Genomic DNA, 26,631 nt, shown 5'->3' on the forward strand with positions numbered 1-26,631 from the left:
CGGGTATGTCCCCTCTCGCCACTATGTGAGCGCCGAATATGAAAATCGATGACATGGACGCCTTCGTGGCAGTCATCCGCTGCCAGTCGACCAACCTTGCCGCCGAAGCGCTGCAACTGACCCAGCCGGCCATTACCCGGCGGGTGCAGAACTTCGAGGAAGACCTCGGCGCCACCCTCCTCGACCGTCACACCAAACCGCTCAAACCGACGCCAATGGGCGTGCGCGTGTTCGAGCAGTGCAAGGCGATCCTGCGCGAAATCGACGCCTTGCACGAACTGGTGGCCAATGACGGTGCGCCGTCGGGGACCTTGCGCCTGGGCGTGCCGCAGACCCTGGGCGATGTGCTGCTGCTCGATGCCCTCGGGCAATTGCGCGAGCGCTACCCGGCGTTGCGCACCCAGGTCACCAGCGGTTGGGGCAGCAGCCTGATCGCACGCATGGAAAATGCCGAACTGGACGCCGCCGCCGCGCTGTTCCCGGCCGGCAAGATCTTTCCTGAAGGCATCGCCAGCCAGTCGTTGATGCGCATGCCACTGCGGGTGGTCGCCGCCAAGGGCAGCGCGGTCAAGCGCAGCTACAAGCTCAAGGACTGCTACAGCCAGGGCTGGGTGCTCAACCCCGACGGTTGCGGCTTTCGCGCCGGTTTGCAGCGCGCCCTGAGCGAACAGGGCCTGAGCCTTGCGATCAACCTGGAGACGTTCGGCACCGACCTGCAATTGGGCCTGGTCGCCAACGGCCAGGGCCTGGGCCTGGTACCCGAACCGCTACTGCAAGCCAGCCGCCACCGCGATCAGCTGGACGTGCTGCAGGTCAGTGACTTCAAGCCGCAGGTCGACCTGTGGCTGTTCCATCCGCGCTATCTGGGCAACCTGCAAGAACCAGTGGAGCTGTTCGGCAGCATTGCCGGGCGCTTGCTCAACGGCGCTTCGGCCAGCCCTATTAAATAAAAGTTTTGCATTAACAAACTTACCTTTGATTCTATAAACAAATAATTAGCTTAGAAGCAAAAAGACTTTTACAGCGTCCATTCAGAAGAATACGGTCTTAAGCAACCCCGTATTCCAGGATGGACCCCATGCGTTACGCCCCCTCCGACGCCACCCTGGCCGAACTGACCCAGGCGCTGGCCACCAACGCCGAGCGCTACGACCGCAGCGGCGAATTTCCTGCCGACAACATCGCGCTGCTGCACCAGCACGGTCTGCTTGCGCTGACCGTGCCGACTGCCCTGGGCGGCGCGGGCGCCGACCTTGCGACCGCACGCCGCGTCGTTGCGGCCATCGCCAAGGGTGACCCGGCCAGCGCGCTGATCGTCGTCATGCAGTACCTGCAACACCTGCGCCTGCAGGACGACACGCGCTGGCCGCTGCACCTGCGCCAGCGCCTGGCCCGCGAGGCGGTGGCGCACGGTGCGCTGATCAATGCCTTTCGCGTCGAACCCGAACTGGGCACCCCGGCCCGCGGCGGCCTGCCGGCAACCATGGCCAGGCGCAGCGCCGAGGGCTGGCGCCTGTCGGGGCGCAAGCTGTACTGCACCGGCAGCTATGGCCTGAGCTGGTACCTGGTGTGGGCGCGCAGCGATGATGCCGATCCGCTGGTCGGCGGCTTCCTGGTACACCGCGATACCCCCGGCATTCGCATCATCGAGGCCTGGGACCACTTGGGCATGCGCGCCACCTGCAGCCATGAAGTGCATTTCGACGAGGTGCTGATTCCCCTTGAGCACGCCGTGGCGGTGAGTCCGGCCAGCGCGCCACGCGCCGAGTTCGACAGCGAAACGCTGCTGTGGATGTCGACCCTGCTGCCGGCGCTGTACGACGGCGTGGCCCAGGCCGCGCGCGACTGGCTGCTGGGCTTTCTGCACCGCCGCGTGCCGAGCAACCTCGGCGCTGCCCTGGCGAGCCTGCCGCGGTTCGAGGAACTGGCCGGGCGTATCGATACCTTGTTGTTCGACAACCGTACCTTGCTCGACGCCGCGGTCGCCGGCCTGGTGCCTGCCGTGCATGCCGGCCAGCTCAAGCAACGGGTGTGCAGCCATGCCATCGAGGCGGTGCAGTTGGCCGTCGAGGCTGCCGGCAATCCTGGGCTTTCGCGCAGCAATCCGTTGGAGCGGCACCTGCGCGACGTGCTCTGCAGCCGTATCCACACGCCCCAGGACGATGTGGTGTTCGCCCAGCGCGGCCGCGCCACGCTAGAAGGCGCCCGCCCATGAGCCGCTCGATCATCGCCCGCCAATTGGACGCCGCTGCCAACGCTGCATTGCCTGCGCTACGGTCTGAGCACCAGGTGCTCGTAGCCCCCCTGACCACTGACACCCGCGGCCTGATCGACGCTCGCGTGCTGGCCCGTGCCAAACCCGGCCTGCAACTGATCAACATCGCCCGAGGCGGCCTGCTTGATCAGCAAGCGCTGCTCGGTGCGCTGGACGAAGGGCGCATCGGCCGCGCCAGCCTCGATGTCAGCGACCCCGAACCACTGCCCGATGGCCACCCGCTGTACCGCCACCCAAAGGTGTACCGATCGCCGCACACCGCAGCGATCAGTGCCGACGGGCCACAACTGTTGCTGCAACGTTTTCTCGACAACACCGCCCGCTACACCCAGCAGGCGCCCTTGCACAACCTGGTCGACGCCCAGCGCGGCTACTGACTTTCCGGAGCCTTCCATGAATTCACTGTCTGTTGTTCCCAGCCAAGCCCCCGACCTGCGCCAGCGTGTCAGCGCCGAAGAATGGCAAGTGCGGGTCAAGCTCGCGGCGGCCTACCGGCTGGCCGCCCTGTTTCGCTGGACCGACCACATCTATACGCATTTCTCGGCCCGTGTGCCCGGGCCTGACGAGCACTTTCTGATCAACGCCTTCGGCTTGCTGTTCGACGAAATCACCGCCTCCAACCTGCTCAAGGTCGACGTCGATGGCACCCTCATCGATGACCCGCTGGGGCTGGGCATCAACCAGGCAGGCTATGTCATCCACAGCGCCATCCACCGCGCGCGTCCTGATCTGAAGGCCGTGCTGCACACCCATACCCGCGATGGCGCGGCGGTCTCGGCGCAGCGTGCCGGCCTGCTGCCGATCTCCCAGCACGCGCTGGCCTACTACAGCCGAGTGGCCTACCACGACTACGAAGGCGTAGCGCTGGATCTGGACGAGCAAGAACGCCTGGTCGCCAACCTGGGCCAGAGCAACATCTTCATTCTGCGCAACCACGGCCTGCTCACCGGCGGGGTCAGCGTCGAGCACGCCTTCCGTGAACTGCATGGCCTGGAGCGCGCCTGCAACATTCAGATCGCTGCCCAGGCCGGCGGCAACGCCGACTTGCTGCACGCAGCGCCAGCGGCGATCGCCAAAGTTCACGAGCAGGCCAAGCGCTTCTCCGAAGGCCACGGCGAAGGCATTCAGCGGCACTGGGATGCCCTGATTCGCCAACTCGACCGCCACGGTCGCGATTACCAGGCCTGAACCCATCAGCACCACGTGCGCCGCTGCTGGCCCCTGCTCTCCCACCCTCCTACGGCGCCACCCCCGCCGCTTCGTACCAGGACGCTGCCATGACCCACCGACTCTCGCTCAAACACCTGCTCGCCAGTTGCACCCTGGCCATGGCCGTGGCCGGCTGCTCGCCCCAGGCCGAGACCGACGCCGGGCAGACCCTCAACATCGCTTTCTGGGGTGACAACACCACGCTGGTCAGCGTCGATCCGTTCCAGGTCTACTGGCTGGAACACCGTGTGCTGCTGCGCAACGTGGTCGAATCGCTGACCGACCAGGACCCACTCACCGGCAAGATCATCCCCTGGCTGGCGCAGTCCTGGAGCGTCAGCGATGACGCCCTGAGCTACACCTTCACCCTGCGCCAGGACGTGACCTTCAGTAACGGTGAGCGCTTCGATGCCGCCGCGGTGAAGACCGCCTTCGACAGCAACAAGGCCTTCGCCGACGAACTGCCGGCCACCTTCGGCGCCACCTACCTGGCCGGTTACGAGCATGCCGAGGTGCTCGACCCGTTCACCGTGCGCCTGGTGCTGTCGCGACCCAACGCGGGCTTCCTGCAAGCCACCTCGACCACCAACCTGGGCATTCTCGCGCCGGCATCGTATGCCCTCAGCGCCCAGCAGCGCTCGCTGGGGCAGATCATCGGCAGCGGCCCGTTCGTGCTCGAACACTACACCCCGGAAGTCGGCGCGAAGTTGCGCAAGCGCCCCGACTACGCCTGGCCGTCGGCCAATGTCGCCAACCGCGGCGCCGCCCACCTCGAGGTGGTGAACATCAGCTACACCCCGGAAGAGAGCGTACGCAACGGCCTGTTCCTGCAAGGCAAGACCGACATTCTCTGGCCGCGCAACCCGTTTTCCGAGGTCGACCTCAAGCTGCTGCAATCCAAAGGCGCGACCATTCAGAGCCGCTCGCTGCCCGGCCCTGCGCTGAACCTCTACCCCAACACGCGCAATGGCCGCGTGCTCGGTGACCGTCAGGTGCGGCTGGCCCTGCAAAAGGCCATCGACCGCAGCAGCTATGCCCATACCGTGTACAACGCCGAGTTTCCGGTGGTCAGCGGCGTGTACGACGTGACCACGCCGTACTTCAAGCCTCAGACCGACAAGCTCGCCTACGATCCGCGCGGTGCCGAGCGTTTGCTCGAGGATGCCGGCTGGCACACGGGCAGCGATGGCTACCGCTACAAGGACGGCAAGCGCCTGAGCCTGCGCTACAACCTCTCACCTGCCGAGAGCGCCGGCGACGTGCTGGTGCAAGACCAACTGCGCAAGGTCGGCATCGACCTCAAGCTCAACGTGCTGACCCGCGCCGAGTGGGTGGCCGGCAATGCCTCGGGCAATTACGACCTGACCTCGACCTACATGACCCGCGCTGATCCGATCATCCTGCAGACCATTCTCGATCCGCGCGCTGCCAACAGCGCCACCCTGGCCACCAATACCTACGAACCGCATACGCTGGAAGCGGTCAAGGCACTGTTCGATCGCGGCATCACCGCGACCGCCGACGCCCAGCGCGCTCAAGCCTATGGCGAGCTGCAGGATCTGTTGCTCGACCAGGTCGCTGCCTTCCCGCTGTACGAACGGGTCTGGCAGGCCGCTACGGCGCAGCGGGTCGAGGGCTTCCGCTGGACCGCCGAAGGCTTCGCCCTGCTCAATGACATTCAGGTCAAGCAGCCATGAAGCGCTACCTGATCGGCCGTATCGGCCAGGCGCTGCTGGTGCTGTGGGGCGCCTACACCGTGACGTACCTGATTCTCTACCTGCTGCCGGGTGACACGCTGTCGATCATGCTCAGCGCCTCGGGCATGGAGGCTGATGGGCTGTCGGCCGAAGACCTGGCCAAGGCCCGCGCCTACTACGGCCTCGACCAGGGCCTGTGGCAGCAATATGCCGACCTGCTGTGGCGGGCGCTGCACGGTGATCTGGGCCATTCACTGTCACTCAACCGGCCGGTCACTGCGCTGCTGGCCGAACGCCTGCCGCAGACCCTGGCCCTGGCCGGGCTGGCCATCGTGCTGTCGCTGCTCGGCGGCATCGGCCTGGGCTACCTGACCGCCTACCTGCAATGGCGGCCACTGAAAACCGCACTGAGCCGGCTGCCCTCGCTGGGCTTTTCGGTGCCGGTGTTCTGGATGGGCCTGCTGTTGATCCAGGTCTTTGCCTTCGGCCTGGGCTGGTTTCCGGCCACCGGCAGCCGTGGTTTCGACAGCCTGGTGTTGCCCGCCGTGACCTTGGCGATCCCCAGCGCTGCGGTGTACGCCCAGGTGCTGCAGCGGGGCTTTCAGGGCGTGTGGCAAGAGCCCTATATCGTCACCGCATTCGCCAAGGGCCTGAGCCGCGCGCAGGTGCAGGCGCGCCACGGCCTGCGCAACGCCGCCCTGCCGATTCTCACCCTGGTCGGCCTGCAGGTGGGCAACACGGTGTCGGGGGCGGTACTGGTGGAGACCATCTTTTCGCGCAATGGCGTCGGACGCCTGGCGCAGGAAGCGGTGCTGCGCCAGGACATCCCGGTGGTGCTGGCGATCGTCAGCGTGTCGGCAGCGGCGTTCGTGGTCATCAACCTGCTGGTCGATCTGCTCTACCCCTATCTGGACCCGCGTATCAGCCATTGCCCAAAGGTGTCGTGAAGCATGACTACTCCATCGCCCGTTTACCCGGCTTCCACGCCGCTGGCCCCCGCTGCGGCGACCTGGCGCCGCCGCAGCCGCCTGCGCCGACTGCAACTGACAGTGCTGCCGTTGCTGCGTCGCCCAGGCTTCAGCCTGGCCTTGGCCGTGGTCGCGTTCGCCCTGCTGGCAGCACTGGTGCCGCACTGGCTGACGGCCTTCGACCCCTACGCCACTGCACCTGCCGACAAGCTGCGCGCACCCGATGCAGTGCACTGGTTCGGCACCGACGAACTGGGCCGCGACCTATTCACCCGGGTGCTGTACGGCGCGCGCCTGTCGATTCAGGCGGCGTTGCTGGCAGTCGGCCTGGCGCTGCTCGGCGGCCTGGGCCTGGGCGTGCTGGCAGGCTTTGCCGGCGGGCGGGTGGACGCGCTGATCATGCGCGTGGTCGACGTGCTACTGGCGCTGCCCGGACTGCTGCTGGCGCTGGCCATCGTCACCGCCATCGGCTTTGGCACGGTGCCGGTGGCGATTGCCGTGGGCGTCGGCATTCTGCCGGGCTTTGCCCGCACCACCCGCGCCGAGGTACTGCGGGTCAAGACCTTGCCGTATGTCGAGGCGGCGCGACTGGCGGGGGTCAGCTGGCCGCGCACCTTGCTGCGCCATGTGCTGCCCAATGCCTGGGGGCCGGTGGCGGTCCTGGCGACGCTGGACTTCGGTGCCGCCATCCTGGCCACCGCCGGCCTCAGTTTCCTGGGCTTCGGCGCCGCCCCTCCGGCTGCGGAATGGGGCACGTTGATCGCCAATGGCCGGCACTTTCTCATCACCGCGCCCTGGGTCTCGCTGTTGCCGGGGCTGTGCGTGGTGGCGGTGGTGTTCAGCCTCAACCACTTGGCGCGCAGCGCCGAGGAGGTGCCGCGATGAGCACGCCTGCCTTGATCGAGGTGCATCAGTTGCAGGTCAGCTACGCCGTGGCAGGCCAGCGCCATGCCGCCGTGCGCGGCCTGTCGTTCAGCCTCGGTGCCGGGGAAACCGTGGCCATCGTCGGCGAATCCGGCTCGGGCAAATCGACCCTGGCCAACGCCCTGCTCGGCCTGTTGCCCGGCAATGCGCGCATCGACTCGGGCGAACTGTGGCTGAGCGGCGTCGATGTGCGCCACGCCAGCGAAACACAGAAACGCCAACTGCGCGGGCGCACGGTCGGCCTGGTGCCGCAGGACCCGATGGTCAGCCTCAACCCGACCCTGCGCATCGGCGAGCAGATCGCCGAAGCCCTGCACCTGCCGCGCGGCAGCCGCCACCCGCAGGCCCAGGCCGAGGTGCTGGCGCTGCTGGCACAGGTGGGCCTGGACGATCCCCCGCTGCGCGCCCGGCAGTATCCCCACGAGTTGTCAGGCGGCATGCGCCAACGGGTGCTGATCGCCATCGCGCTGGCTGGCCAGCCGCAACTGATCATCGCCGATGAGCCGACCAGCGCCCTGGATGTGACCGTGCAGCGCGCCATCCTCGATCACCTGCAACGGCTGGTGGCCGAGCGCGGTATCTCGCTGCTGATCATCACCCACGACCTGGGCGTTGCGGTCGAGCGCGCCGACCGCCTGCTGGTGATGAAACACGGCGAGCTGGTCGAACAGGGCCCGCCGCAGCATATCGTCGAGCAGCCCCAGCAGGCCTACACCCGCAGCCTGCTGGCCGCTGCGCCCGCCTTCGTCACCCGCAGCCGAGCGGCCTTTCGCGCCGCCCCCGGCGCCGAGCCGCTGTTGCGCCTTGAGGCCGTCGGCAAGCACTTCGAACTGCCCCGCGGCAGCGCCGCCGGTGCGCGTTTCGTCGCCCTTGATGATCTGACCGCGCAGGTGTATCCGGGGCAGACCCTGGCCATCGTCGGCGAATCAGGCTCGGGCAAGAGCACCACGCTGCGCCTGGCACTGGGCCTGGAGCGTCCCAGTCAGGGCCGCGTGCACTTCGCTGGCCAGGACGTCACCGACCTCAGCTGGCGCGAGTTTCGCCCGCTGCGCAGACGCATCCAGCTGGTGCAGCAGAACCCCTTCGCTGCCCTCGACCCGCGGCTGACCGTGTTCGACAGCATCGTCGAGCCGTTGCAGGCGTTCGGCATGCACACGCTGGCCGAGCTGGAACGGGCCGCCTGCGAGCTGATCGATCGCGTGCATTTGCCCGTGGCGTGTCTTGAGCGCTTGCCGCGTGAGTTGTCCGGCGGGCAACGACAACGGGTCGCCATCGCCCGCGCGCTGGCGCTCAAGCCCGACCTGCTGCTGCTCGACGAGCCGGTCAGCGCCTTGGATGTGTCGGTGCAGGCCCAGGTGCTGCAACTGCTCGACGAACTGCAACGCGAGTTGGGGCTGGCCTACGTGCTGGTGTCCCACGACCTGGCGGTGGTGGCGAGCATGGCCGATGAGGTGCTGGTACTGCGCAAGGGCCAGGTCGTCGAACAAGGCCCGCTGAGCGTCGTGTTCGAACGCCCCAGCAGCCCGTACACCCAAGCCCTGCTCGATGCCATTCCTAGCCGAGGGCGGCCCTAGCGGGCAGCTGCAAGCTGCAAGCTGCAAGCTGCAAGCTGCAAGCAGACCCCACATCGCTTGTCGCTTGCCGCTCAAGGCTTGCCGCTAAATGCATAAAGCCGATATCCAAATCCAATATTAATTCCCAAAGCGCATATTAGCTTAGAGCTAAAAAGCCTTTCCCTTCTTCCCATGCAAGCCTTTAAGGTCTAACCCAGACCAACCCCACTCCTGGCGGAGGCCGCTTTCCCTGATCACTCACCCACCGCGCAGGAGCACTGCCATGACCACCCGACAACTGCCCACCCCAACCCGCACAGGAGTGCTTGCATGAGCGTTGAGTTCATCGGCCTGATCGGCCCTCAGGAAGGCAGCGAATCCCAGGCACCGCGCGGTCCCCAGGTGGATTTGCCGTTCATCAAGGCCTTCGCCCAGGCCCAGGAATACGCAGGCTTCGACAAGGCGCTGCTGGCAGTCAACACCAGCGCGGCGGACTCGTTGATTCTGGCCAGCTATGTGGCGGCAGTCACCGAGCGGCTTGGGCTGCTGGTGGCCCATCGTCCGGGCTTTCAGGCCCCAACCTTCGCAGCCAGGCAATTGGCCACACTCGATCAGCTCAGTGCCGGCCGCGCGGCGATCAATGTCATCACCGGCGGCGACAGCGGCGATTTGCAACGCGACGGCGATTTTCTCGACAAGGATGCCCGCTACGCGCGTACCGACGAATACCTGCAGGTGCTGCAAAAAACCTGGTACGCACGCGAGCCGTTCAACCACCACGGTGCGCACTACCAGGTCGAGGACAACCTCACGCTGGTCAAACCCAAGGGCAAGCTGCCGGTGTATTTCTCGGGCGCCTCGGATGCAGCGGTGGACGTCGCCGCGCGGCATGCCGATGTCTACATGATGTGGGGCGAGCCGCTGCAGCAAGTCGCCGAGCGCATCGCCAAGGTGCGCAAGGCTGCTGCGCGACATGGCCGTGAAGGGCAGATCCGCTTCAGCCTGTCGCTGCGTCCGATCCTGGGCGCCACGGAAGAACAAGCCTGGGCGCGCGCCGAGCAGATTCTCGCCGACGCCCGCCAGTTGCATGGGCAACACGCCGCATCGAATCGCGACAAACGCTTCGGTAACAGCAATGTCGGCTCGCAGCGCCTGGTGCAACTGGCCAGCCAGCGCCAGGTCCACGACCAGCGGCTGTGGACTGAAATCGCCGCATTGACCGGTGCCGCAGGCAACTCCACGGCCTTGGTGGGTACGCCCGAGCAAGTCGCCGAAGCAGCGCTGGAGTACTACAAACTGGGAGTCAGCACCTTTTTGTTCCGCGGTTTCGATCAGTTGCAGGATGCCGTGCAGTACGGCCGCGATCTGCTACCGCTGATCCGGACTCAGGTCGCAGCTTACGATCAACTGGGCGAAGCTCAGCGCGCCTGAACCCGCAGCGCCCACGCGCACCTGCGCGGCCGGCCCCAGACGGCAGCCGTTGCATTTGCCCGGCGCGTGTCCCAAGCTCTGCCGCTCCACTTGCCATGGAGCGGACGATGCGCAGACGCACCCACTACCTGATCGCCCTCGCCCTGGTGCTGGCCGTTGTCGCCACCTTCAGCTACCTGTGGCGTACACCGGCTCCAACGCCGGTCGCACTGGCGCCGCACAGCTATGGCAAAGCCATGCGCCTGGCCCATCAAGGTCAGCCGGGGGCGGCACGCCTGCTCTACCAGCAGCTGCAACGCAACGACTTGTCTCCCGAGCGGCGCGCCGCGCTGTACCAAGAGCTGCCCAATTACCCTTCATCCATCGCCCTGAAACTGGCCAAGCAAGATCTCGCCGCGGCCCAACCCCAGGTACGCCGAGCGGCCATCGCCGGTATCCAGCGGCTACTGCCCGCGGCGCAGCGCAGCATGGCCCTGGGGCCTTTGCTGGAAGACCAGGACCTGAGCGTGCGCCACGCGGCGGTCGATGCGTTACTGGGGCTGTCGCCCGATGCCATCGGTCTTTACTTCAGCCCATTGCGCGATGCCCTCGAGCAGTATCAGCAGACCTTGGAGGCGCAAACGGACGACGCTGATGCGCAGTTGCACCTGGCTCGCCTGTACCTGCACGAGAACGACTACCCCGACGCCAGCCGCGCCCTGCAGCGCAGCCTGGCATTGCGACCGCACAGCAGCGAAGCGCTGGCCACCCAGGTACGTTTGCTGGAGCGACAAGGCCAGCACGATGCGTCGCGCGAGGTGCTGGCCAAAGCCCTGTCCGAACAGCCCGACTCGGCCTTCCTGCAGCACGAGCTGGGGCTTTGGTTGCAGCGCCATGCGCAGACCGAATACGCCCTGCTGGCGTTTTCTCGCGCCGTCGAGCTGCAGCCAGACAACGCCGACTACCGTTACACCCTTGCCACCGGCCTGCATCAGCTCGAACAAGTCGATGCAGCGCAAACTCAGTTGCAGACCTTGCTCGACCAGCACCCCAACGATCGTCGTGCCCGCCTGCTGTTGATCGACTATTGGAAAGAAACCGGGCAGTTGCAGAACGTCCAGGTGCTGCTCGCCGAACTTGAGCGGCAAAACCCTGACGATCCAGCCCTGCAACAGGGTTTGTGACACCACTCGGCAGTTATACGGTGGGCGGCTGCGGACAGTTTGAACCGCGCCGCGATGGGCACAGTCCAGTGCTGTAATAGTGTCCACTTCTCACAGGAGCGCCTCGTGGCCAGGACGATTTCACTGGATGAGCGCGCGTTGATTCTGGCCCCCTCACAGCGTGCCGACCATACCTCGCAACTGCTCAGCCGAGCCGGATTCGGTTGCGCCGCCACCGATGACTTGCACAACCTGGGACAGTGGCTGGTCGATGGTGCGGCCATGGCCATCGTCGACGAGCATAGCTTGTCTTGCGATCTGGACGGCCTGCGCACGTTCCTTGCCACCCAGCCGCCTTGGTCCGACCTGCCGGTACTGCTGTTGTGCGCGCCGCAGTCGACCTCGGACTGGGCCATCCTGGGCAATCTGTTCCTGCTGCCGCACCCCTGCCAGGATGTGCAACTGCTGGGGCTGGTCAAGAGCGCGCTGCGCGCGCGGCAGCTGCAATATCGCTGCCGAGATCAACTGAGCGGATTCGATAAGGCCTTGCAGCGTCAAGCGCGACTCAGCCAGCAGCACCAGGACATGCTGCACCATACGCGCAAGATGGAAGCCATTGGCCAACTGGCGGGCGGCGTCGCCCACGACTTCAACAATTTGTTGACCAGCATTGGCGGCAGCCTGGAAATCGCCGGGCGGCGTCTGGACCGTGGGCAGATCGAAGGTCTCTCGGCGGTGCTCAACATGGGACGCGAGGCGGTCAACCGGGCCGCCCGGCTGACCCATCGGCTGCTGGCGTTTTCCTCACGCCAATCGCTGGAAAGCCAGCCCATCGATGTCGCCGGCTGGCTGCGTTCCGCGCAGCTGGCGAGTCAGACAGGGCCTGGCATCACCGTGCAATTGAGCCTTGCCAACGACCTCTGGCAGGCCCAGGCCGATCCCGCTCAGTTGACCGACGCGTTCGACAACCTGCTGTGCAACGCCTGTGAAGCGATGCCCAGTGGCGGCGTGCTGAAGGTGGAGGCACGCAACTGCCATTTCCCTCAAGCGCAGTTCGCCGACGCCCTGCCCGCCGGCGACTACTTGAGCTTGACCGTCACCGACAGCGGACAGGGCATGGCGCCGGGCATTCTCGAACATGCCTTCGAGCCGTTTTTCAGCACCAAGCCCACCGGCCAGGGCATCGGCATGGGCTTGTCGATGGTGTACGGCTTCAGCAAGCAGTCAGGCGGACATGTGACGCTCAGCAGTCAGATCGGTCTGGGTACCCAGGCCACGTTGTACCTGCCGCGCTTCGTGGATCATTGCGCAGAAGCGCCGCAGCGCGCGCAAGACCCTATCAGAGACGCTCATGCAGGCCCGACCGAATTCCATGTCCTGATCGTCGAAGACGATCATCAGGTGCGGCAAATGCTTCACCAGACCTTGACTGAAGAAGGGCTGGCGTGCAGCTGCGCAGCCGATGCGGGCGAAGCGCTGGAGTTGCTGCGCAGTGGTCATGCGCTTGACCTATTGATCACCGATGTCGGTTTGCCAGGCATGAGCGGTCGTCAGTTGGCGCAGATCGCGCGTACCCATCAGCCGGAGCTGCGGGTGTTGTTCATCACCGGCTACGCGGAAACGGCCATGGCTCGCGAAGCCTTCCTCGAGGCGGGCATGGATCTGCTGTGCAAACCCTTTGCGATGCAGCAGGTGCGCGACCGGGTACTGGCTATATTGCAGGGCGAGTAAGACCGCCTTCAGCGGCCGATGTCCTCGTTCCACAGTTCGGGATGGCACTCGATGAAATCGCCCATCAAGCGCTGGCACTGGCTGTCGTCCAGCACCTCGATACTGACCCCGCGACTGCGCAGCAGGGCTTCTTCGCCCATGAAGGTGCGGTTCTCGCCCACCACCACCTGACGGATGCCATACAGCAGGATCGCCCCGCTGCACATCGGGCACGGTGACAAGGTGGTGTACAGGATGCTTTCACGGTAAACCGCCGCGCTCTGCCGGCCGGCGTTCTCCAGCGCGTCCATTTCTCCGTGCAGCACCGCGCTGTCCTGCTGCACGCGGCGGTTATGGCCCCGGCCAATGATCGCGCCCCGGTGAACCAGCACCGAACCGATCGGAATACCGCCCTCTTCGAGTCCCTTGCGGGCCTCTTCGATGGCCGCCTGCATGAATGGGTCCGGGTTGCTGAGTGAGTGGTCCATGGCGGCTCCGTAGGGGTTGAAGGCGGCTCTAGGCTAGCACACTGCCAGCGTGCAGCCATGGCTGCCTGCGACAAGTCTCACAGCACGTGTCTTCACTAGCCGGGCAACGGGCTGAAATAAGCCACCCGCCGTAGAAGTCGTTTTACCCTAACCTGCGCCGATTCCCCTCGCGCAGCCGCTGCGCGGGGTACGCCCGCCGACAGAGGATGAAGTGCCCATGAATACACGCCGTCTTGCCCAACGACGTCTGCCAACGCTACTGACCACGTTGGGCATCGGCCTGATTCCGGTGCTGTGCGGCATGCTGGTGATGGTTCACCAGGTCGATAGCGAGCTGCAGACCCAGGCGCGAAGTACTGCAGCGCGCACGGTCCGCGCACTCGATCAGGTATTCGATTCGCTGCGCGATACCAGCGCGCATATCGCTTATGCGCCTTCCTACAACTGCACCGGCCTGGCGGCCAGACTACGCCGCCAGGTCAGCGCCAGCCCCTTGCTGCGCTCCATGCAGGTGCTTGAGGCCAACGGCAGCTCGTGCGGCTCCAGCGAACAGGAGCCCAAGCACCTGCAAACGTTGCAGGGGCTGGCAGGGCTTGGGATGACTTTACTGTCGGAGCGGGCGGTCGAGGCGCCCGATGCGCTGCTGTCGTTCGCCCGGCAATATGACGACTATTTACTGCAGGCCACGGTCTACGGAGAACCGTTGAGGGATCGTCTATCGCAGTTTGCCGGGGGCGAGATCATTGAGGTGAAATTCGCCGACCATTCGGTCTGGATCAGCGCCGAAAACTACCGCCACCAGAACACCGAGGTAGTCTTCAACCGGGTCAGCAAGACGTCCTCCGCCTACGGCTTCAAGGTGCGTGCCGGCTATTCGGCCGGCACCTTCAGCAGACTGCTCTGGCAACACAGCGTGGGCAGCCTGCCGTCGTTCATCCTGGTCGGAGTACTGACCAGCGCAGGTGTGTACCTGGGCATGCTCAGCAGTCAGCGCCGACGCGTGCGCGCGGCGCCATGAAAGGCGGCGCATAACGCGTTACTCGGCGTTCAGCACCCCACGCCGAACCTGATCGCGCTCGATCGATTCGAACAGCGCCTTGAAGTTGCCTTCGCCGAACCCGTCGTCGCCCTTGCGCTGAATGAACTCGAAGAACACCGGGCCCAGCAGCGTGCCGGAGAAGATCTGCAGCAACAGACGGCGACTGCCATCCTGCGCCGCACCATCGAGCAGGATGCCGCGGCTCTGCAGGGCCTGCACTGGCTCACCATGGTTCGGCAGGCGTTCTTCGAGCATCTCGTAGTAGGTCTGCGGCGGCGGGGTCATGAAGACCATGCCCAGTGCCTTGAGGGCATCCCAGGTCTGGATCAGGTCGTCGGTCAGAAACGCCACGTGCTGGATGCCCTCGCCATTGAACTGCATGAGGAACTCTTCGATCTGCCCGGCGCCCTTGGACGACTCTTCGTTGAGCGGAATGCGGATCATGCCATCGGGCGCGGTCATGGCCTTGGAGGTTAGCCCGGTATATTCGCCCTTGATGTCGAAATAGCGAATCTCGCGGAAGTTGAACAACTTTTCATAGAAGCCGGCCCAATAGGCCATGCGTCCGCGATAGACGTTGTGGGTCAGGTGGTCGATGATCTTGAGGCCCGCGCCTTGCGGGTGGCGATCGACGCCGTCGAGGAAGGTGAAGTCGATATCGTAGATCGAACTGCCCTCCTCGAAGCGGTCGATCAAATACAGCGGCGCCCCGCCGATACCTTTGATCGCTGGCAGGCGCAACTCCATCGGTCCGGTCTCGATCTCCACGGGTTGCGCACCCAGTTCAAGCGCGCGGGCATAAGCCTGATGAGCGTTGCGCACGCGAAACGCCATACCGCATACCGATGGGCCGTGCTCGGCAGCGAAATACGAAGCCACGCTCTTGGGCTCGTTATTGAGAATCAGGTTGATGTCACCCTGACGATACAGATGCACGTTCTTGGAACGGTGCGTGGCGACGTGAGTGAAGCCCAGCGCCTTGAATACCGGTTCCAGCACGCCGGGCGTGGGCGAGGCCAGCTCGATGAATTCAAAGCCCATCAGGCCCATGGGGTTTTCATGGAGATCAGTCATTGGAGGTACCTTTGTCAGCAGAATGAACGGCAGGTCTTGCACAGTGGTGCTGCGCAATGACAAGGCGGTGAGCACGGCACACCGCGCACGCTGCGGGCGAGAAAGCCACCAATGATCAGTTTGAACCCATGAGGTGCCATGACTACCCATTCTCGGCGGGCAGCCATCCCGGAGCGGGACGGCTTATTGTTTTATTCGTAACGTGATTCTATAGAGCGTAATCAAGTTTGTCGCTGATCGATGTTGCCCAGCGATGACAAACGGCTATCCTGCGCAGTGTTTCCTCCCTAAAGGTTAGATCAGCATGCCCCTTTCGGTCCGCCGTCCTGCCCGCTGGAGCTGGCGCGCACTCCTCCCCTGGGCCGTCGGCCTGCTGCCTGTGATTGTTGGCCTGATCGCCCTGCGCTGGCAGACCGAACGCGAGCTGCAAATGCAGAGCGAAGCCGCTGCAAGCCAGGTGCTTGGTCACACTGAGCGGATTCTCGACAACCTTGCCGGGGCCGCCCAGGGCCTGCTGCCTCTGGCCGGGAAACCCTGCGCCGAGGCCAGCCTGGCACTGCGCGCGCAGGCCGCACGCGTGCCATTCGTGCGCGCGACGCTGCTGTTCCAGAATAACCGCCTGTATTGCACCTCGCTGCTGGGCGAATATGAAGAGCAGGTCGACCCTGACGACTACACCGAGGGCAAGCTGTGGCTGTTGCCCGGCAACTCGCTGACCCCGGACCGACCGCTGTTGATCTACCGCCTCGACAGCGCCGGGCGAGGCGTATTGGCAACGGTGGATGGCGAGCACCTCCTGAGCGCCTTACGCCTGAGCCCTGCCGGGCTTGCGGTCCAGCTGCAAGTGGGCGAGCAGTGGCTGGAAGCCAGCGGCCAGGTGCGCAGCGGACCGCTGCCCACAGTGGCGCGAACGCCGGTGAGCCTGGCTTCCACGCGCTACCCGATCACGGTGCATACCGGTTTCAGTGCCGATCCGGCCTGGGATTACCTGCTCGGTCACTACCCGGCGCTGCTGGCGTTGCTGGGGCTGCTCGGTGCGTTTGCCGGCGTGTTGTGCCATTGGCAGATACGCCGTGCCTCGTCACCGCGTGCGGAGCTGGAGCGGGCGCTGCTGGCCAACGAGTTCGTACCTTTCCTGCAGCCTGTGGTGCGCGAGGGCGACTACCGCTGGGCGGGCGCAGAAGTACTCATGCGCTGGCAGCATCCACGCGATGGTCTGGTGCGCCCAGACCTGTTCATCCCCTACGCCGAGCACACCGGGCAGATCGTCGCCATGACCCGCGTCCTGATGGACGATACCGCGCGTAGCCTGGCGCCATTCGCTGGTCTGCTCGACGACGGTTTCCACATCGGCTTCAATATCACCGCCGATCACTGCCGTGACCTCAGTCTGCTGCACGACTGCCAGCGCTTTCTCGAACAGTTTCCGCCAGGCCGGGTGTCGCTGACCCTGGAAGTGACCGAGCGCAAGCTCATCGAACCGACGCCGATCACGCTGGAGCTGTTCGACAAACTCCACGAAATGGGGGTGAAGATCGCCCTGGATGACTTCGGCACCGGCCAGTCGAGCCTCAATTACCTGCGCCAATTCCACTTTGATTACCTGAAAATCGATCGCAGTTTCGTCGCCCTGGTCGGCGCCGATGCACTGTCGCTGCACATCCTGGACAGCATCATCGAGCTGTGCGGCAAGCTCAATCTGGGCATCGTCGCTGAAGGCGTCGAGACCGTCGCCCAGCGCGACTACCTGGCCAAGTCCGCGGTCGATTTCCAGCAGGGCTACCTGTTCGCCCGGCCCATGCCTGTAGCCGACTTCCTCAAGTCTCTGGCCGCAGGACCGGGCCCTGTCAGCTTGCCGCCCCCGACCGCCCCTGAGATCATCAACGGTTGATCATTGGCCCACTTGTCTGCCGAGGCGTTCGTGTCAAAAGGTATCGTTGTATCCGTCGTGGCGTCGTGCCTGTTCGCCGTGATGTACTTCTACACCTCCTTGCTGTCGCCCCTCGATGGTGAGGAGATCTTCGGTTGGCGCACCCTGCTGACCCTGCCTTGCCTGACGCTGTTCATGCTGGCCTCACGCGACTGGCCACGGGTGGGCGCCCTGCTGGCACGGGTGCGCCAGACGCCGGCGTTGTTGCTCGGCATGCTCGGTACGTCCTGGCTGATGGGCATCCAGCTGTGGCTGTTCCTGTGGGCGCCGCTGCATGGCCGTAGCCTGGAAGTGTCGATGGGCTATTTCATGCTGCCACTGGCCATGGTGCTGACCGGGAGACTGGTCTACGGGGAGCGGATGTCGCGTCTGCAAGGCGTAGCCGTGGCCTGCGCGGCTTTGGGGGTGGGGCACGAGTTGTACCAGCATGGCAGCTTCGCCTGGGAAACCCTGGTGGTAGTGCTCGGTTATCCGGTGTACTTCGTGCTGCGCCGACGCTGCCAGACCGACCATCTCGGTGGGCTGTGGTGGGACATGTGCCTGCTGCTGCCCTGGGCGGTGTATTTCGTCGCCCAAGGGCCGCTGTCAACCGCGGACATGGCGGAGCACAGCCGTCTGTACCTGCTGATTCCGGTACTGGGGGCGATCAGCGCCGGAGCGCTGATCTCGTACGTGCTGGCCAGCCGCATGTTGCCTTTTACCCTGTTCGGCCTGCTCAGCTACGTCGAACCGGTGCTGCTGATCGGCGTCGCGCTGCTACTGGGCGAGACCATCGGTCCCGACCAGTGGCTGACCTACCTGCCGATCTGGGCAGCGGTGCTGGTGCTGGTACTCGAAGGCTTCAGGCACCTGTTGCGTCAGCGTCGTCGTCCTGCGTGAGTCGCACTTGACGCACGCGCCGTTCTTCCACGGCGACGACCGTCAGGGTCCAGCCATTCCAGGCCAATCGATCACCGACCCGCGGCAGGCGATCGAGCAGGCTCATGACCAGCCCGGCCAGGGTCTGGTAGTCCTGGGTGGCCCGTGCGGTAAAGCCGGTTCGGGCCTGGATCTGGCTGAGGTTCAACGCACCACTGACCACATAGCCCTGGCCATCTTCGACGATGCCGGGACCGGCGATCTCACTGGCATCGGGCAACTCGCCGGCGATCGACTCGAGAATATCGGTCATGGTCAGCAGGCCGGTGAAGTCACCGAATTCGTTGACGACGAAGGCAATGTGCGTCGACTGGCTGCGCATCTGCTCCAGCGCGTTGAGAATGCTGAAGCTCTCCAGCAGGTTCAGAGCGCTGCGGGCGGCACCTTCAAGGTCAGGGGTCTCGCCCGAAAGCAGCGCCTTGATCAGCTCCTTCTTGTGCACGTAGCCCAGCGGCTCTTCGATACGCCCATTACGGATCAGCGGCAATCGCGAGTACGGCGAGTGGGCCAGTGCCTGGGCAATCGCGGCGGCGTCCAATGAAAGATCGATAGCGTCGACTTCGGCGCGCACCGTCATCACCGTACGGATCGGCCGTTCCGCAAGGTTCAGCACCCCGCTGATCATCACCCGCTCACGACGGTCGAACAGCACCTCGCTTTCACCCCCCTCGACCAGATCGGCGATCTCCTCGCCCACCTCGTCACTGCTGACGCGACGCCCGCCAAGCAGGCGCAAGACGGCATGGGCGGTGCGCTCACGCAACGGCCGCTGGGTCTGCACATGGCGCTTGCGGCGAGCGCGGGCCAACTGGTTGAACAGCTCGATCAGCAGCGAGAAACCAATCGCCGCATACAGGTAGCCTTTGGGGATATGGAAGCCCAGGCCCTCGGCGGTCAGGCTGAAGCCGATCATCATCAAAAAGCCCAGACACAGCATGATCACCGTCGGGTGCGCATTGACGAAGCGGGTCAGCGGTTTGCTGGCAACGATCATGATACCGATCGAGAAAATGACCGCGATCATCATCACTGACAGCTGCTCGACCATACCCACCGCAGTGATCACCGCGTCCAGCGAGAACACCGCGTCGAGCACCACGATTTGCGCGACGATCGGCCAGAACGCCGCATGTCGCACTGCGCCGTTGTTTTGCGGCTCATGCCCCTCCAGGCGTTCGTGCAGTTCCATGGTCGCCTTGAACAACAGGAACACACCACCGAACAGCATGATCAGGTCACGTCCCGAGAAGCTTTTGCCGAAGATGTCGATCAGCGGCTCGGTCAGCGTCACCATCCAGGAAATGCTGGCCAGCAGGCCCAGACGCATGATCAGCGCAAGGCTCAGGCCGATGATGCGCGCGCGGTCGCGCTGATGCGGCGGCAACTTGTCAGCAAGGATGGCGATGAACACCAGGTTGTCGATACCCAGCACCAGTTCCAGCACGATGAGCGTGAGCAGGCCTAGCCAGGCCGTGGGGTCGGCAAGCCATTCCATTAGCGACTACTCTCGTGAAGGGACGGGCGGGGGTGCAGGCGGGACGGTCGTGACGACCTGAAACTGGGAGGCTCCGGGAAGGCGCTCATAGATACCTTGATAGAAATTTCGGAAGATAATCCTACAGTTCAGTCCGATAAATCTTACAGCGCGAAACTATTACAAAAGCTGTCCCGCCAACACGGTCAGCGCGCCATGCCTCACGGGAGGCAGGCGCTCTGCTCTCCCGTTGATCGAGCATCGTTACTTGAGCAGCGTCTGAATCTGCTCACGCAAGGTGTTGAGATCGAACGGCTTGGCCAGAATCGGCGCCTTGCGCGCGATCGGGCTGCCGGATTCGAGAATCTCGGCAGGATACCCGCTGATGAAAATCACTTTGAGGTCCGGACGCAGCTTGACTGCCGGCTCGGCGATATCGACACCGGAAATCCCCCCAGGCAGACGGAAGTCCGTGACCATCAGATCCAGGTGCGGCTTGCTCGCCAGGATGGCGAACGCCTGCTCGCCATCTTCGGCCACCAGCACGTGGTAGCCCTCGCCCGACAAATAGTCGCGCAGAATCATACGGATGGCAGGTTCATCCTCGACCACCAACACCACATCTTGTGCATCTTCGCTCATGGCAACGCCTTTGAATTCAACAAGTTGGCCCTAAGACCTCAGAGTCAGGCAGAGGTTGCCTGGACCGGGTCGATTTGTGTTTCCAGCACCGGCAAAGGGAGATACACACTGAATGTCGAGCCTTTGCCTTCCTCGCTGTCGACCTCGATGCGCCCACCGTGGGCCAGGACGATCTGCTCGGAGATGTACAGCCCCAGACCAAGACCGGTGCGGGCATGTTGCGCGGCAACCCGTTCGAACTGCTGGAAAATCCTTTTCTGATTCAGCTCGCTGATACCGATGCCCTGATCCTGGACCTGCACACAGGCCATCTCGCCATCACGGTGCAGGCGTACATGGACCGTTTTGCGATTGCCGTAACGCAAGGCGTTGGACAACAGGTTCACCAGTACTTGTTCAATCCGAAATTCGTCCCAGTCGCCGCAGAGGGTGTCCTTGATGGTGAGCTCGATGTGGGTTTCCAGTGCTTCGGCCTGGGCAGCGAAGCGCTCGACCAGCCCACTCAACAGGCTGTCGATTGGGAACGCCTTGGGCTGAATCGACAGCTTGCCAGTGCGAATGCGCGACACATCGAGCATGTCTTCGACCAGACGAATCAGGCTATTGATCTGCCGCTCGTCGCGCTCGACCATGGTCTGCAGCTTATCCGGGCTGAACGCTGCGACGTTGCCCCGCGACAGGTGCATCTTGCGCAGCTGGGTCTCGAGAATCAGCCCGTTGAGCGGCGTACGCACCTCATGGGAAACGATCGACATGAAGTCGTCGCGCATGCGCACCGCGTGCTCCAGATCGGTTTGCGCAGCCTGTAGCTGTGTCAGCAGCAGCGCCTGCTCCTGACGGCTGCGTTCCAGCGCCTCGAGCTGGCGGTCGAGCACTTCGCGTTGCCGGAATAGATCGACGAACACGCTGACCTTGCTTTTCACGGCCAATGTGTCGAGGGGCTTGTGCAGGAAGTCCACCGCACCGCTCTCGTAACCTTTGAACGCGTAGTTGAGCTCGCGTCCGGCGGCACTGACGAAGACGATGGGAATGTGCTTGGTCTTTTCCATCCCACGTATCAGTTCGGCCAGCTCGAAGCCGTTCATGCCGGGCATCTGCACATCGAGAATGGCCAGGGCGAAGTCGTGTTCGAGCAACAGCGACAAGGCCTCGTCCGCCGACTGCGCCTGATGCACCTCGCGGTCATCGCCCTGGATCAAGGCTTCCAGAGCCAGCAGGTTTTCCGGCAGATCGTCGACGATCAGCAGTTTCGCGGTGATGTGGCTTAGCATGCGCTGGCTTCCAGGGTGGCGAGCAACTGCCCGATACCGCTCAGAGAAAGAATATGGTCGGGTCGATGCAGGGCCAGGGCGGCCTGCGGCATCAATGCGACCTGTGCTTCACGGGGGTCCTGAACGATGGTCAGGCCGCCATTTTGTTTGATTCGAGCCAGTCCCACGGCGCCATCCTGGTTGGCCCCGGTAAGCAGTACGCCCACCAGCTCACGACCATAGGCGTCGGCAGCCGATTCGAAGAGAAAATCGATGGCCGGGCGGGAAAAGTGCACAGGGTCCTCCTGACTCAGTGACAGGCTCAGGTCACGCTCGACCGACAAGTGATACCCCGGCCCTGCGACGTAGATCATCCCGGCCACGATACGTTCCTTGTCACAGCCTTCACGCACCGTGCGCCGCAGCCGCCGCTGCATCACCTCGGCCAAATGGCTGGGCCGATCCTGGGGCAGGTGCAGCACGCACAGCACCGGCACGGCGAAGGTTGCAGGCAAATTGCCGAGCACTTCGAACAACGCCGCGACGCCCCCCGCCGAGGCGCCGATGACGATGGCCTGTACGCTGCTCATGATTTGCGAAAGATCCGCTCGGGGCGTACCAGCGCCTCGAACTGGTTGGCGTAGGCTGAGAAGTCGACCGACTCCTTGCTCCCCAGCACCAGGAACCCGCGGTGGCACAGCGACTCATGGAACAAGCCGAAGGCACGGTCCTGCAGATCCTTGTTGAAATAGATCATCACGTTGCGGCACGACACCAGTTGGGTTTCCGAGAACACGCTGTCAGTGGCCAGGCTATGGTCGGCGAAAGTGACGTTGTCACGCAGGCTGCTGTCCATGATGGCGTTGCCATACGCGGCGGTGTAGTACTCGGAAAAGTCGCGACGGCCGCCGGCCAGGCGATAGTTCTCGGCATAGGTATGCATGCTCTGCAGCGAATAGATGCCTTGCTTGGCGCGCTCGAGCGAATACGGGTTGATATCGGTGGCATAAAGGATGCTGCGCTCGAGCAAACCCTCCTCGCGCAGCAGGATAGCCATCGAATACACCTCCTCGCCGGTGCTGCAGCCCGCGATCCAGATCTTCAGCGAGGGCCAGGTGCGCAGCAGTGGCACCACTTCGTTGCGCAGGGCGAGGAAGTGGCTAGGGTCGCGGAACATTTCGCTGACTGGAATCGTCAGGTACTGCAGCAGCTCCATGAACATGCTCGGGTCATGCAGCACCCGTTCCTGCAGCGCCGACACCGTGCGGCATTCGAACTGGCCCACGGCATGCAGGATCCGGCGTTTGATCGAAGCGCCGGAGTAATCGCGAAAGTCGTAGCTGTACTTGAGGTAGATGGCCTCGATCAGCAGACGAATTTCAATATCGGTGTCACGGTCGATGGTCAAATGCGCTCCAATTGCGGCAGCCACACACGAATGAGCGAGAACAGCCGGTCAAGGTCGATGGGTTTGGCCAGGTAGTCGTTGGCACCGGCCTGCAGGCAGCGATGCTGGTCATCCTTCATGGCCTTGGCGGTCACGGCGATGATCGGCAGTTTGCGCCAGCGCGGCTGCTGACGAATCAGGCGGGTCGCTTCATAGCCATCCATTTCCGGCATCATCACGTCCATCAGCACCAGGTCGATGTCGTCATGCTGTTCGAGGCGTTCGATGGCCTCGCGGCCATTGCGCCCGATCACCACCACGGCACCCTTGTGCTCCAGCGCGCTGGTCAGGGCGAAAATGTTACGTACGTCATCGTCGACCAGGAGGATACGCCGGCCTTCGAACACTTTGTCGCGGCTGCGCGCGGTCTTGAGCATGCGCTGGCGCTCATGGGACAGCTGAGATTCGACCTTGTGCAGGAACAGGGTGACTTCATCGAGCAGGCGTTCTGGCGAGCGTGCGCCTTTGATGATGATCGAACGCGAATACTTGAGCAGCTCGGCCTCTTCTTCGCGGGTCAGGTTGCGACCGGTGTAGACGATCACCGGCGGGAACGAGCGAATGTCCTCGGTGGTCATGCGCTTGAGCAACTCGTTACCGAGCATGTCCGGCAGCTTGAGGTCGATGATCATGCAGTCGTAGACGTGCTCGTGCAGGAGCGCCAGGGCATCGTGGGCCATGGCCACCGCGGTGATTTCGATGTCGTCGTCGCCGATCAGACGGGCGATGCTCTCGCGCTGCAGGTCATCGTCCTCCACCAGCAGGATGCGCTTGAGCTTTTGCGTGAGCTTGGCTTCGAGCTTGCCGAACACATCCTTGAGCTCATCACGGGTGGTAGGTTTGACTGCATAACCGATGGCGCCCATGTGCAGGGCGGCCTCGACGCGGTCTTCCACGGAGATCACGTGTACCGGAATGTGCCGCGTCGTGGCCTGCTCCTTGAGGCGTTGCAGCACGGTCAGGCCAGAATGATCGGGTAGGCGCATGTCCAGCAGAATGGCGTCAGGCAGATACCGCTCGGCCAGTTCGAAGCCTTCGTCGGCGCCTTGGGCGTGCAGGCAGCTGTAGCCCAGCTCACGGGCCAGATCATAGAGAATGCGAGCGAAGTTCGGCTCGTCTTCCACCACCAGAATGCAGCGGTTGCTGAACGGCGCCAGCTCTCGGTCGTCTGCAAATGCCGGCGCCAGTGGCTGGGGTGCCTGGGCCGCAGGCGGCAAGGCGGCAAGCATCGGTTGCTGGGTGAGCATCGCCCGCGCAGGCAGCGGGGCTGGCAATTGTTCTTCGCCGTCGTAGTGTTCCGGCAACGACAGGCTGAACAGGCTGCCCTGCCCCATCTGGCTGCTCACGGTGATTTCGCCGCCGAGCAGCTGCGCCAGGTCGCGGGAAATCGACAGGCCCAGGCCAGTGCCGCCATAGCGGCGATTGCTGGTGCCATCGACCTGATGGAACGCACCGAAAATAGCCTGCTGCTGGTCGGCCGGGATGCCGATACCGCTATCCTGCACGGCGAAGACCACGCCGCGCTCAGGTGGGTGGCTGATGGTCAGGCTGACCTGGCCGTGCTCGGTGAACTTGATGGCGTTGGACAACAGGTTCTTGAGTATCTGTTCCAGGCGCTGGCGGTCGGTGTAGAGCGAGGCCGGCACCTGGCCTTCGATACGCACCTGGAAATCCAGCCCCTTGTCGTTGGCCAGCGGCAGGAACATGCCACGCAGGCCATCGACCATCCGTTCGATGGGGGTATTTTCCGGGCGCATCTCAAGCTTGCCGGCCTCGACCTTGGCGATGTCGAGGATGTCGTTGATCAGGTTGAGCAGATCATTACCGGCGGCGTAGATGGAGTCGGCGAACTTGACCTGTTCAGGGGTGAGATTGCCGCCAGCGTTTTCGCCCAGCAGCTTGGCCAGAATCAGCGAGCTGTTGAGCGGTGTGCGCAATTCATGGGACATGTTGGCAAGGAATTCCGACTTGTACTGGCTGGAACGCTGCAAGTCTTCGGCGCGCGCCTGCAATTCGAGCTGCGCCTTGTTCAGCTCGGCGTTCTTGCGGTCGAGGGCGTCGGTGCGCTCGGCCAGTTGCTCGTTGGTCTGTTCCAGCTCGGCCTGCTGGGTTTCCAGGTGGGCCTGGGACTCCTTGAGCACCCGCGACTGCTCTTCAAGCTCTTCGTTGGCGGTTTTCAACTCCTCTTGCTGGACCTGCAACTCTTCATTGAGCTGCTGGGTCTGGGCCAGCACTTCCTGCAGGCGCTGGCGGTAGCGTGCGCTTTCGATGGAGGTGCCGAGGTTGCCGGCCAGGCGCTCGAGCAGTTCTTCGTCGCGCGGCTGCAAAGGACGCAGGAAACCCAGTTCGATGACGCCGTTGACGTCACCATCGTGGCTGGCCGGCACCAGCATGGCGCTGCGTGGCAAGCCGCTGCCCAACCCGGAGCTCAGTCGGTGGAAACCTTCCGGCAAGTCGTCCAGGCGAATGACCTTGCTCTGCTGCACGGCTTGCGCCAGCAGGCCATCGTGGTTGCTCAAACGCTGCTCACGGGCCTGCTGCTCGGCGTCCAGCCCATAACTGGCGACGCGAACCAGCTGATCGTGCTCGTCACGGGCGTACACCGCACCGACCACACTGCCCAGGTAAGTGGCGAAGAAGCGCAGGATGCTGTCGCCCAGCAACGGCAAGGTTAGCTGGCCAATCACCTCTCCCGCCAACTGCGTCTGGCCGTTGCGCAGCCACGCCTGATGTTCCAGGCGTTCAGTAGCGCGTTGCTGGGCCCAGAGGTTCTCGTCATAACTGGCAGACAACGCCAGCAGGTCACGACGACCGAGGTAAGCCAGCAGCGCAGTCAGGGCGACGATGAGCAGCACGAAGGCACTGATGGCAATGGTCGTGACCGTGCTCACGGTATCGGTGCGACTCATGCGCAACTTTTGTTCGTTGTCGATGAAGATCGCGAATTCCTTGCGAATCTCATCGGTGATGCGCTTGCCTCGGCCATTGCCAATGGCCTGGCTGAAGTCGTCGCCAGCCCGACGCTGGGCGATCATTTCGCTGCCGAACTCGTTCCAGGCATGCTGCAAGGCCTTGAGCCGGTCGATGCGGTCGACCTGCTGAGGGTTGTCACCGACCATCTCGCGCAGACTGTCGAGGCTGCCGAACACCTGCGGTTTGGCCACCTCGTAGGGATCGAGAAAGCGCTCATCACCGGTAATGAGGAAACCCCGCATGCCGGTTTCCATATCGATCGACAGCTTCACCGTTTCATTGGCATTGCCGATGACATGGTCGGTGTGCTCGACCCAACGCATGGCTGCCAGCAAGTAAGTGATCACCACGACGAATGCGACGGCGCCAAGCAGTCCCACCCCCAAAGGCAAGCCCACGTTGCGGCTGAGCAGTTTGCGGAAACTGCGTTGGTTCATCGAAGCTGCTTGAATCATCACGTGACGCCTGAGCGAATGAAGAGTGTTGA

21 protein-coding genes and 1 pseudogene are annotated in these 26,631 nt (G+C 63.8%); 14 read left to right on the plus strand and 8 right to left on the minus strand.

Features of this window, described 5'->3' with window-relative positions; genetic code table 11:
* Nucleotides 1-38: 38 nt before the first annotated feature.
* The 11 genes and pseudogenes from LK03_RS18205 to LK03_RS18255 all read left to right on the plus strand — a co-directional run bounded on the left by LK03_RS18205 (nt 39) and on the right by LK03_RS18255 (nt 12,930).
* A complete protein-coding gene (locus LK03_RS18205; protein WP_038413869.1) occupies nt 39-950 on the plus strand; it encodes a LysR family transcriptional regulator in 912 nt (303 codons plus the stop codon).
* A 128-nt stretch (nt 951-1,078) separates the two neighbouring features.
* Nucleotides 1,079-2,215, plus strand: coding sequence for an acyl-CoA dehydrogenase family protein (locus LK03_RS18210; protein ID WP_049870553.1), 1,137 nt, complete (start codon nt 1,079-1,081; stop codon nt 2,213-2,215).
* Between the two features lie 59 nt (nt 2,216-2,274).
* A pseudogene (locus LK03_RS18215) lies at nt 2,275-2,652 on the plus strand (NAD(P)-dependent oxidoreductase); the annotation flags it as partial.
* Nucleotides 2,653-2,668: 16 nt separating this feature from the next.
* The gene (locus LK03_RS18220) at nt 2,669-3,463 is read left to right on the plus strand and encodes a class II aldolase/adducin family protein (protein ID WP_038413871.1); all 795 of its coding nucleotides are present in this window, start codon (nt 2,669-2,671) and stop codon (nt 3,461-3,463) included.
* Between the two features lie 89 nt (nt 3,464-3,552).
* Nucleotides 3,553-5,181: an ABC transporter substrate-binding protein gene (locus LK03_RS18225; RefSeq protein ID WP_038413872.1), complete on the plus strand. Its 1,629-nt coding sequence runs from the start codon at nt 3,553-3,555 to the stop codon at nt 5,179-5,181.
* Nucleotides 5,178-6,128, plus strand: coding sequence for an ABC transporter permease (locus LK03_RS18230; RefSeq protein ID WP_038413874.1), 951 nt, complete (start codon nt 5,178-5,180; stop codon nt 6,126-6,128). The genes LK03_RS18225 and LK03_RS18230 overlap by 4 nt, the downstream gene beginning before the upstream one ends.
* A 3-nt stretch (nt 6,129-6,131) precedes the next feature.
* Nucleotides 6,132-7,034: an ABC transporter permease gene (locus LK03_RS18235; protein WP_038413875.1), complete on the plus strand. Its 903-nt coding sequence runs from the start codon at nt 6,132-6,134 to the stop codon at nt 7,032-7,034.
* Nucleotides 7,031-8,647 (plus strand): dipeptide ABC transporter ATP-binding protein, encoded by a 1,617-nt coding sequence (locus tag LK03_RS18240; RefSeq protein WP_038413876.1) that lies wholly within the window; start codon nt 7,031-7,033, stop codon nt 8,645-8,647. Before LK03_RS18235 ends, LK03_RS18240 begins: the two co-directional genes overlap by 4 nt.
* A 309-nt stretch (nt 8,648-8,956) precedes the next feature.
* Nucleotides 8,957-10,057: an LLM class flavin-dependent oxidoreductase gene (locus LK03_RS18245; RefSeq protein ID WP_038413878.1), complete on the plus strand. Its 1,101-nt coding sequence runs from the start codon at nt 8,957-8,959 to the stop codon at nt 10,055-10,057.
* Nucleotides 10,058-10,164: 107 nt separating this feature from the next.
* Nucleotides 10,165-11,220, plus strand: a complete 1,056-nt coding sequence (locus LK03_RS18250; protein ID WP_038413880.1) for a tetratricopeptide repeat protein — start codon at nt 10,165-10,167, stop codon at nt 11,218-11,220.
* Nucleotides 11,221-11,325: 105 nt separating this feature from the next.
* Entirely contained in the window at nt 11,326-12,930 is a 1,605-nt protein-coding gene (locus tag LK03_RS18255) for a response regulator (RefSeq protein ID WP_038413881.1), read from the plus strand.
* A gap of 8 nt (nt 12,931-12,938) precedes the next feature.
* Here the strand turns inward: LK03_RS18255 and LK03_RS18260 are convergent, their stop codons facing one another.
* Entirely contained in the window at nt 12,939-13,397 is a 459-nt protein-coding gene (locus LK03_RS18260) for a nucleoside deaminase (RefSeq protein ID WP_038413882.1), read from the minus strand.
* 217 nt (nt 13,398-13,614) lie between these two features.
* On the opposite strand from LK03_RS18260, the gene LK03_RS18265 reads away from it, so the two are divergent.
* A complete protein-coding gene (locus LK03_RS18265; RefSeq protein WP_038413883.1) occupies nt 13,615-14,415 on the plus strand; it encodes a CSS-motif domain-containing protein in 801 nt (266 codons plus the stop codon).
* Between the two features lie 18 nt (nt 14,416-14,433).
* Here the strand turns inward: LK03_RS18265 and hppD are convergent, their stop codons facing one another.
* On the minus strand, nt 14,434-15,510 hold the full coding sequence (gene hppD, locus LK03_RS18270; protein WP_038413884.1) for a 4-hydroxyphenylpyruvate dioxygenase: 1,077 nt from the start codon (nt 15,508-15,510) through the stop codon (nt 14,434-14,436).
* A 304-nt stretch (nt 15,511-15,814) separates the two neighbouring features.
* On the opposite strand from hppD, the gene LK03_RS18275 reads away from it, so the two are divergent.
* Entirely contained in the window at nt 15,815-17,401 is a 1,587-nt protein-coding gene (locus LK03_RS18275) for an EAL domain-containing protein (RefSeq protein ID WP_038413885.1), read from the plus strand.
* Nucleotides 17,402-17,431: 30 nt separating this feature from the next.
* Entirely contained in the window at nt 17,432-18,319 is an 888-nt protein-coding gene (rarD, locus tag LK03_RS18280; RefSeq protein ID WP_038414820.1) for an EamA family transporter RarD, read from the plus strand.
* Here the strand turns inward: rarD and LK03_RS18285 are convergent.
* From LK03_RS18285 to LK03_RS18310, 6 genes are all read right to left on the minus strand, one after another.
* Nucleotides 18,282-19,853 (minus strand): TerC family protein, encoded by a 1,572-nt coding sequence (locus LK03_RS18285; protein WP_038413886.1) that lies wholly within the window; start codon nt 19,851-19,853, stop codon nt 18,282-18,284. The genes rarD and LK03_RS18285 overlap by 38 nt on opposite strands.
* Before the next feature lie 243 nt (nt 19,854-20,096).
* Nucleotides 20,097-20,474, minus strand: a complete 378-nt coding sequence (locus tag LK03_RS18290; protein ID WP_038413887.1) for a response regulator — start codon at nt 20,472-20,474, stop codon at nt 20,097-20,099.
* A gap of 44 nt (nt 20,475-20,518) precedes the next feature.
* Nucleotides 20,519-21,745 (minus strand): hybrid sensor histidine kinase/response regulator, encoded by a 1,227-nt coding sequence (locus LK03_RS18295; RefSeq protein ID WP_038413888.1) that lies wholly within the window; start codon nt 21,743-21,745, stop codon nt 20,519-20,521.
* Complete coding sequence (locus LK03_RS18300; protein WP_038413889.1) at nt 21,739-22,314, minus strand: chemotaxis protein CheB; 576 nt, start codon at nt 22,312-22,314, stop codon at nt 21,739-21,741. Before LK03_RS18300 ends, LK03_RS18295 begins: the two co-directional genes overlap by 7 nt.
* Nucleotides 22,311-23,132, minus strand: coding sequence for a CheR family methyltransferase (locus tag LK03_RS18305; RefSeq protein ID WP_038413890.1), 822 nt, complete (start codon nt 23,130-23,132; stop codon nt 22,311-22,313). Before LK03_RS18305 ends, LK03_RS18300 begins: the two co-directional genes overlap by 4 nt.
* Complete coding sequence (locus LK03_RS18310) at nt 23,129-26,599, minus strand: response regulator (RefSeq protein ID WP_038413891.1); 3,471 nt, start codon at nt 26,597-26,599, stop codon at nt 23,129-23,131. The genes LK03_RS18305 and LK03_RS18310 overlap by 4 nt, the downstream gene beginning before the upstream one ends.
* Nucleotides 26,600-26,631: the final 32 nt, after the last annotated feature.

Source organism: Pseudomonas cremoricolorata, assembly GCF_000759535.1.
GTDB lineage: Bacteria > Pseudomonadota > Gammaproteobacteria > Pseudomonadales > Pseudomonadaceae > Aquipseudomonas > Aquipseudomonas cremoricolorata_A.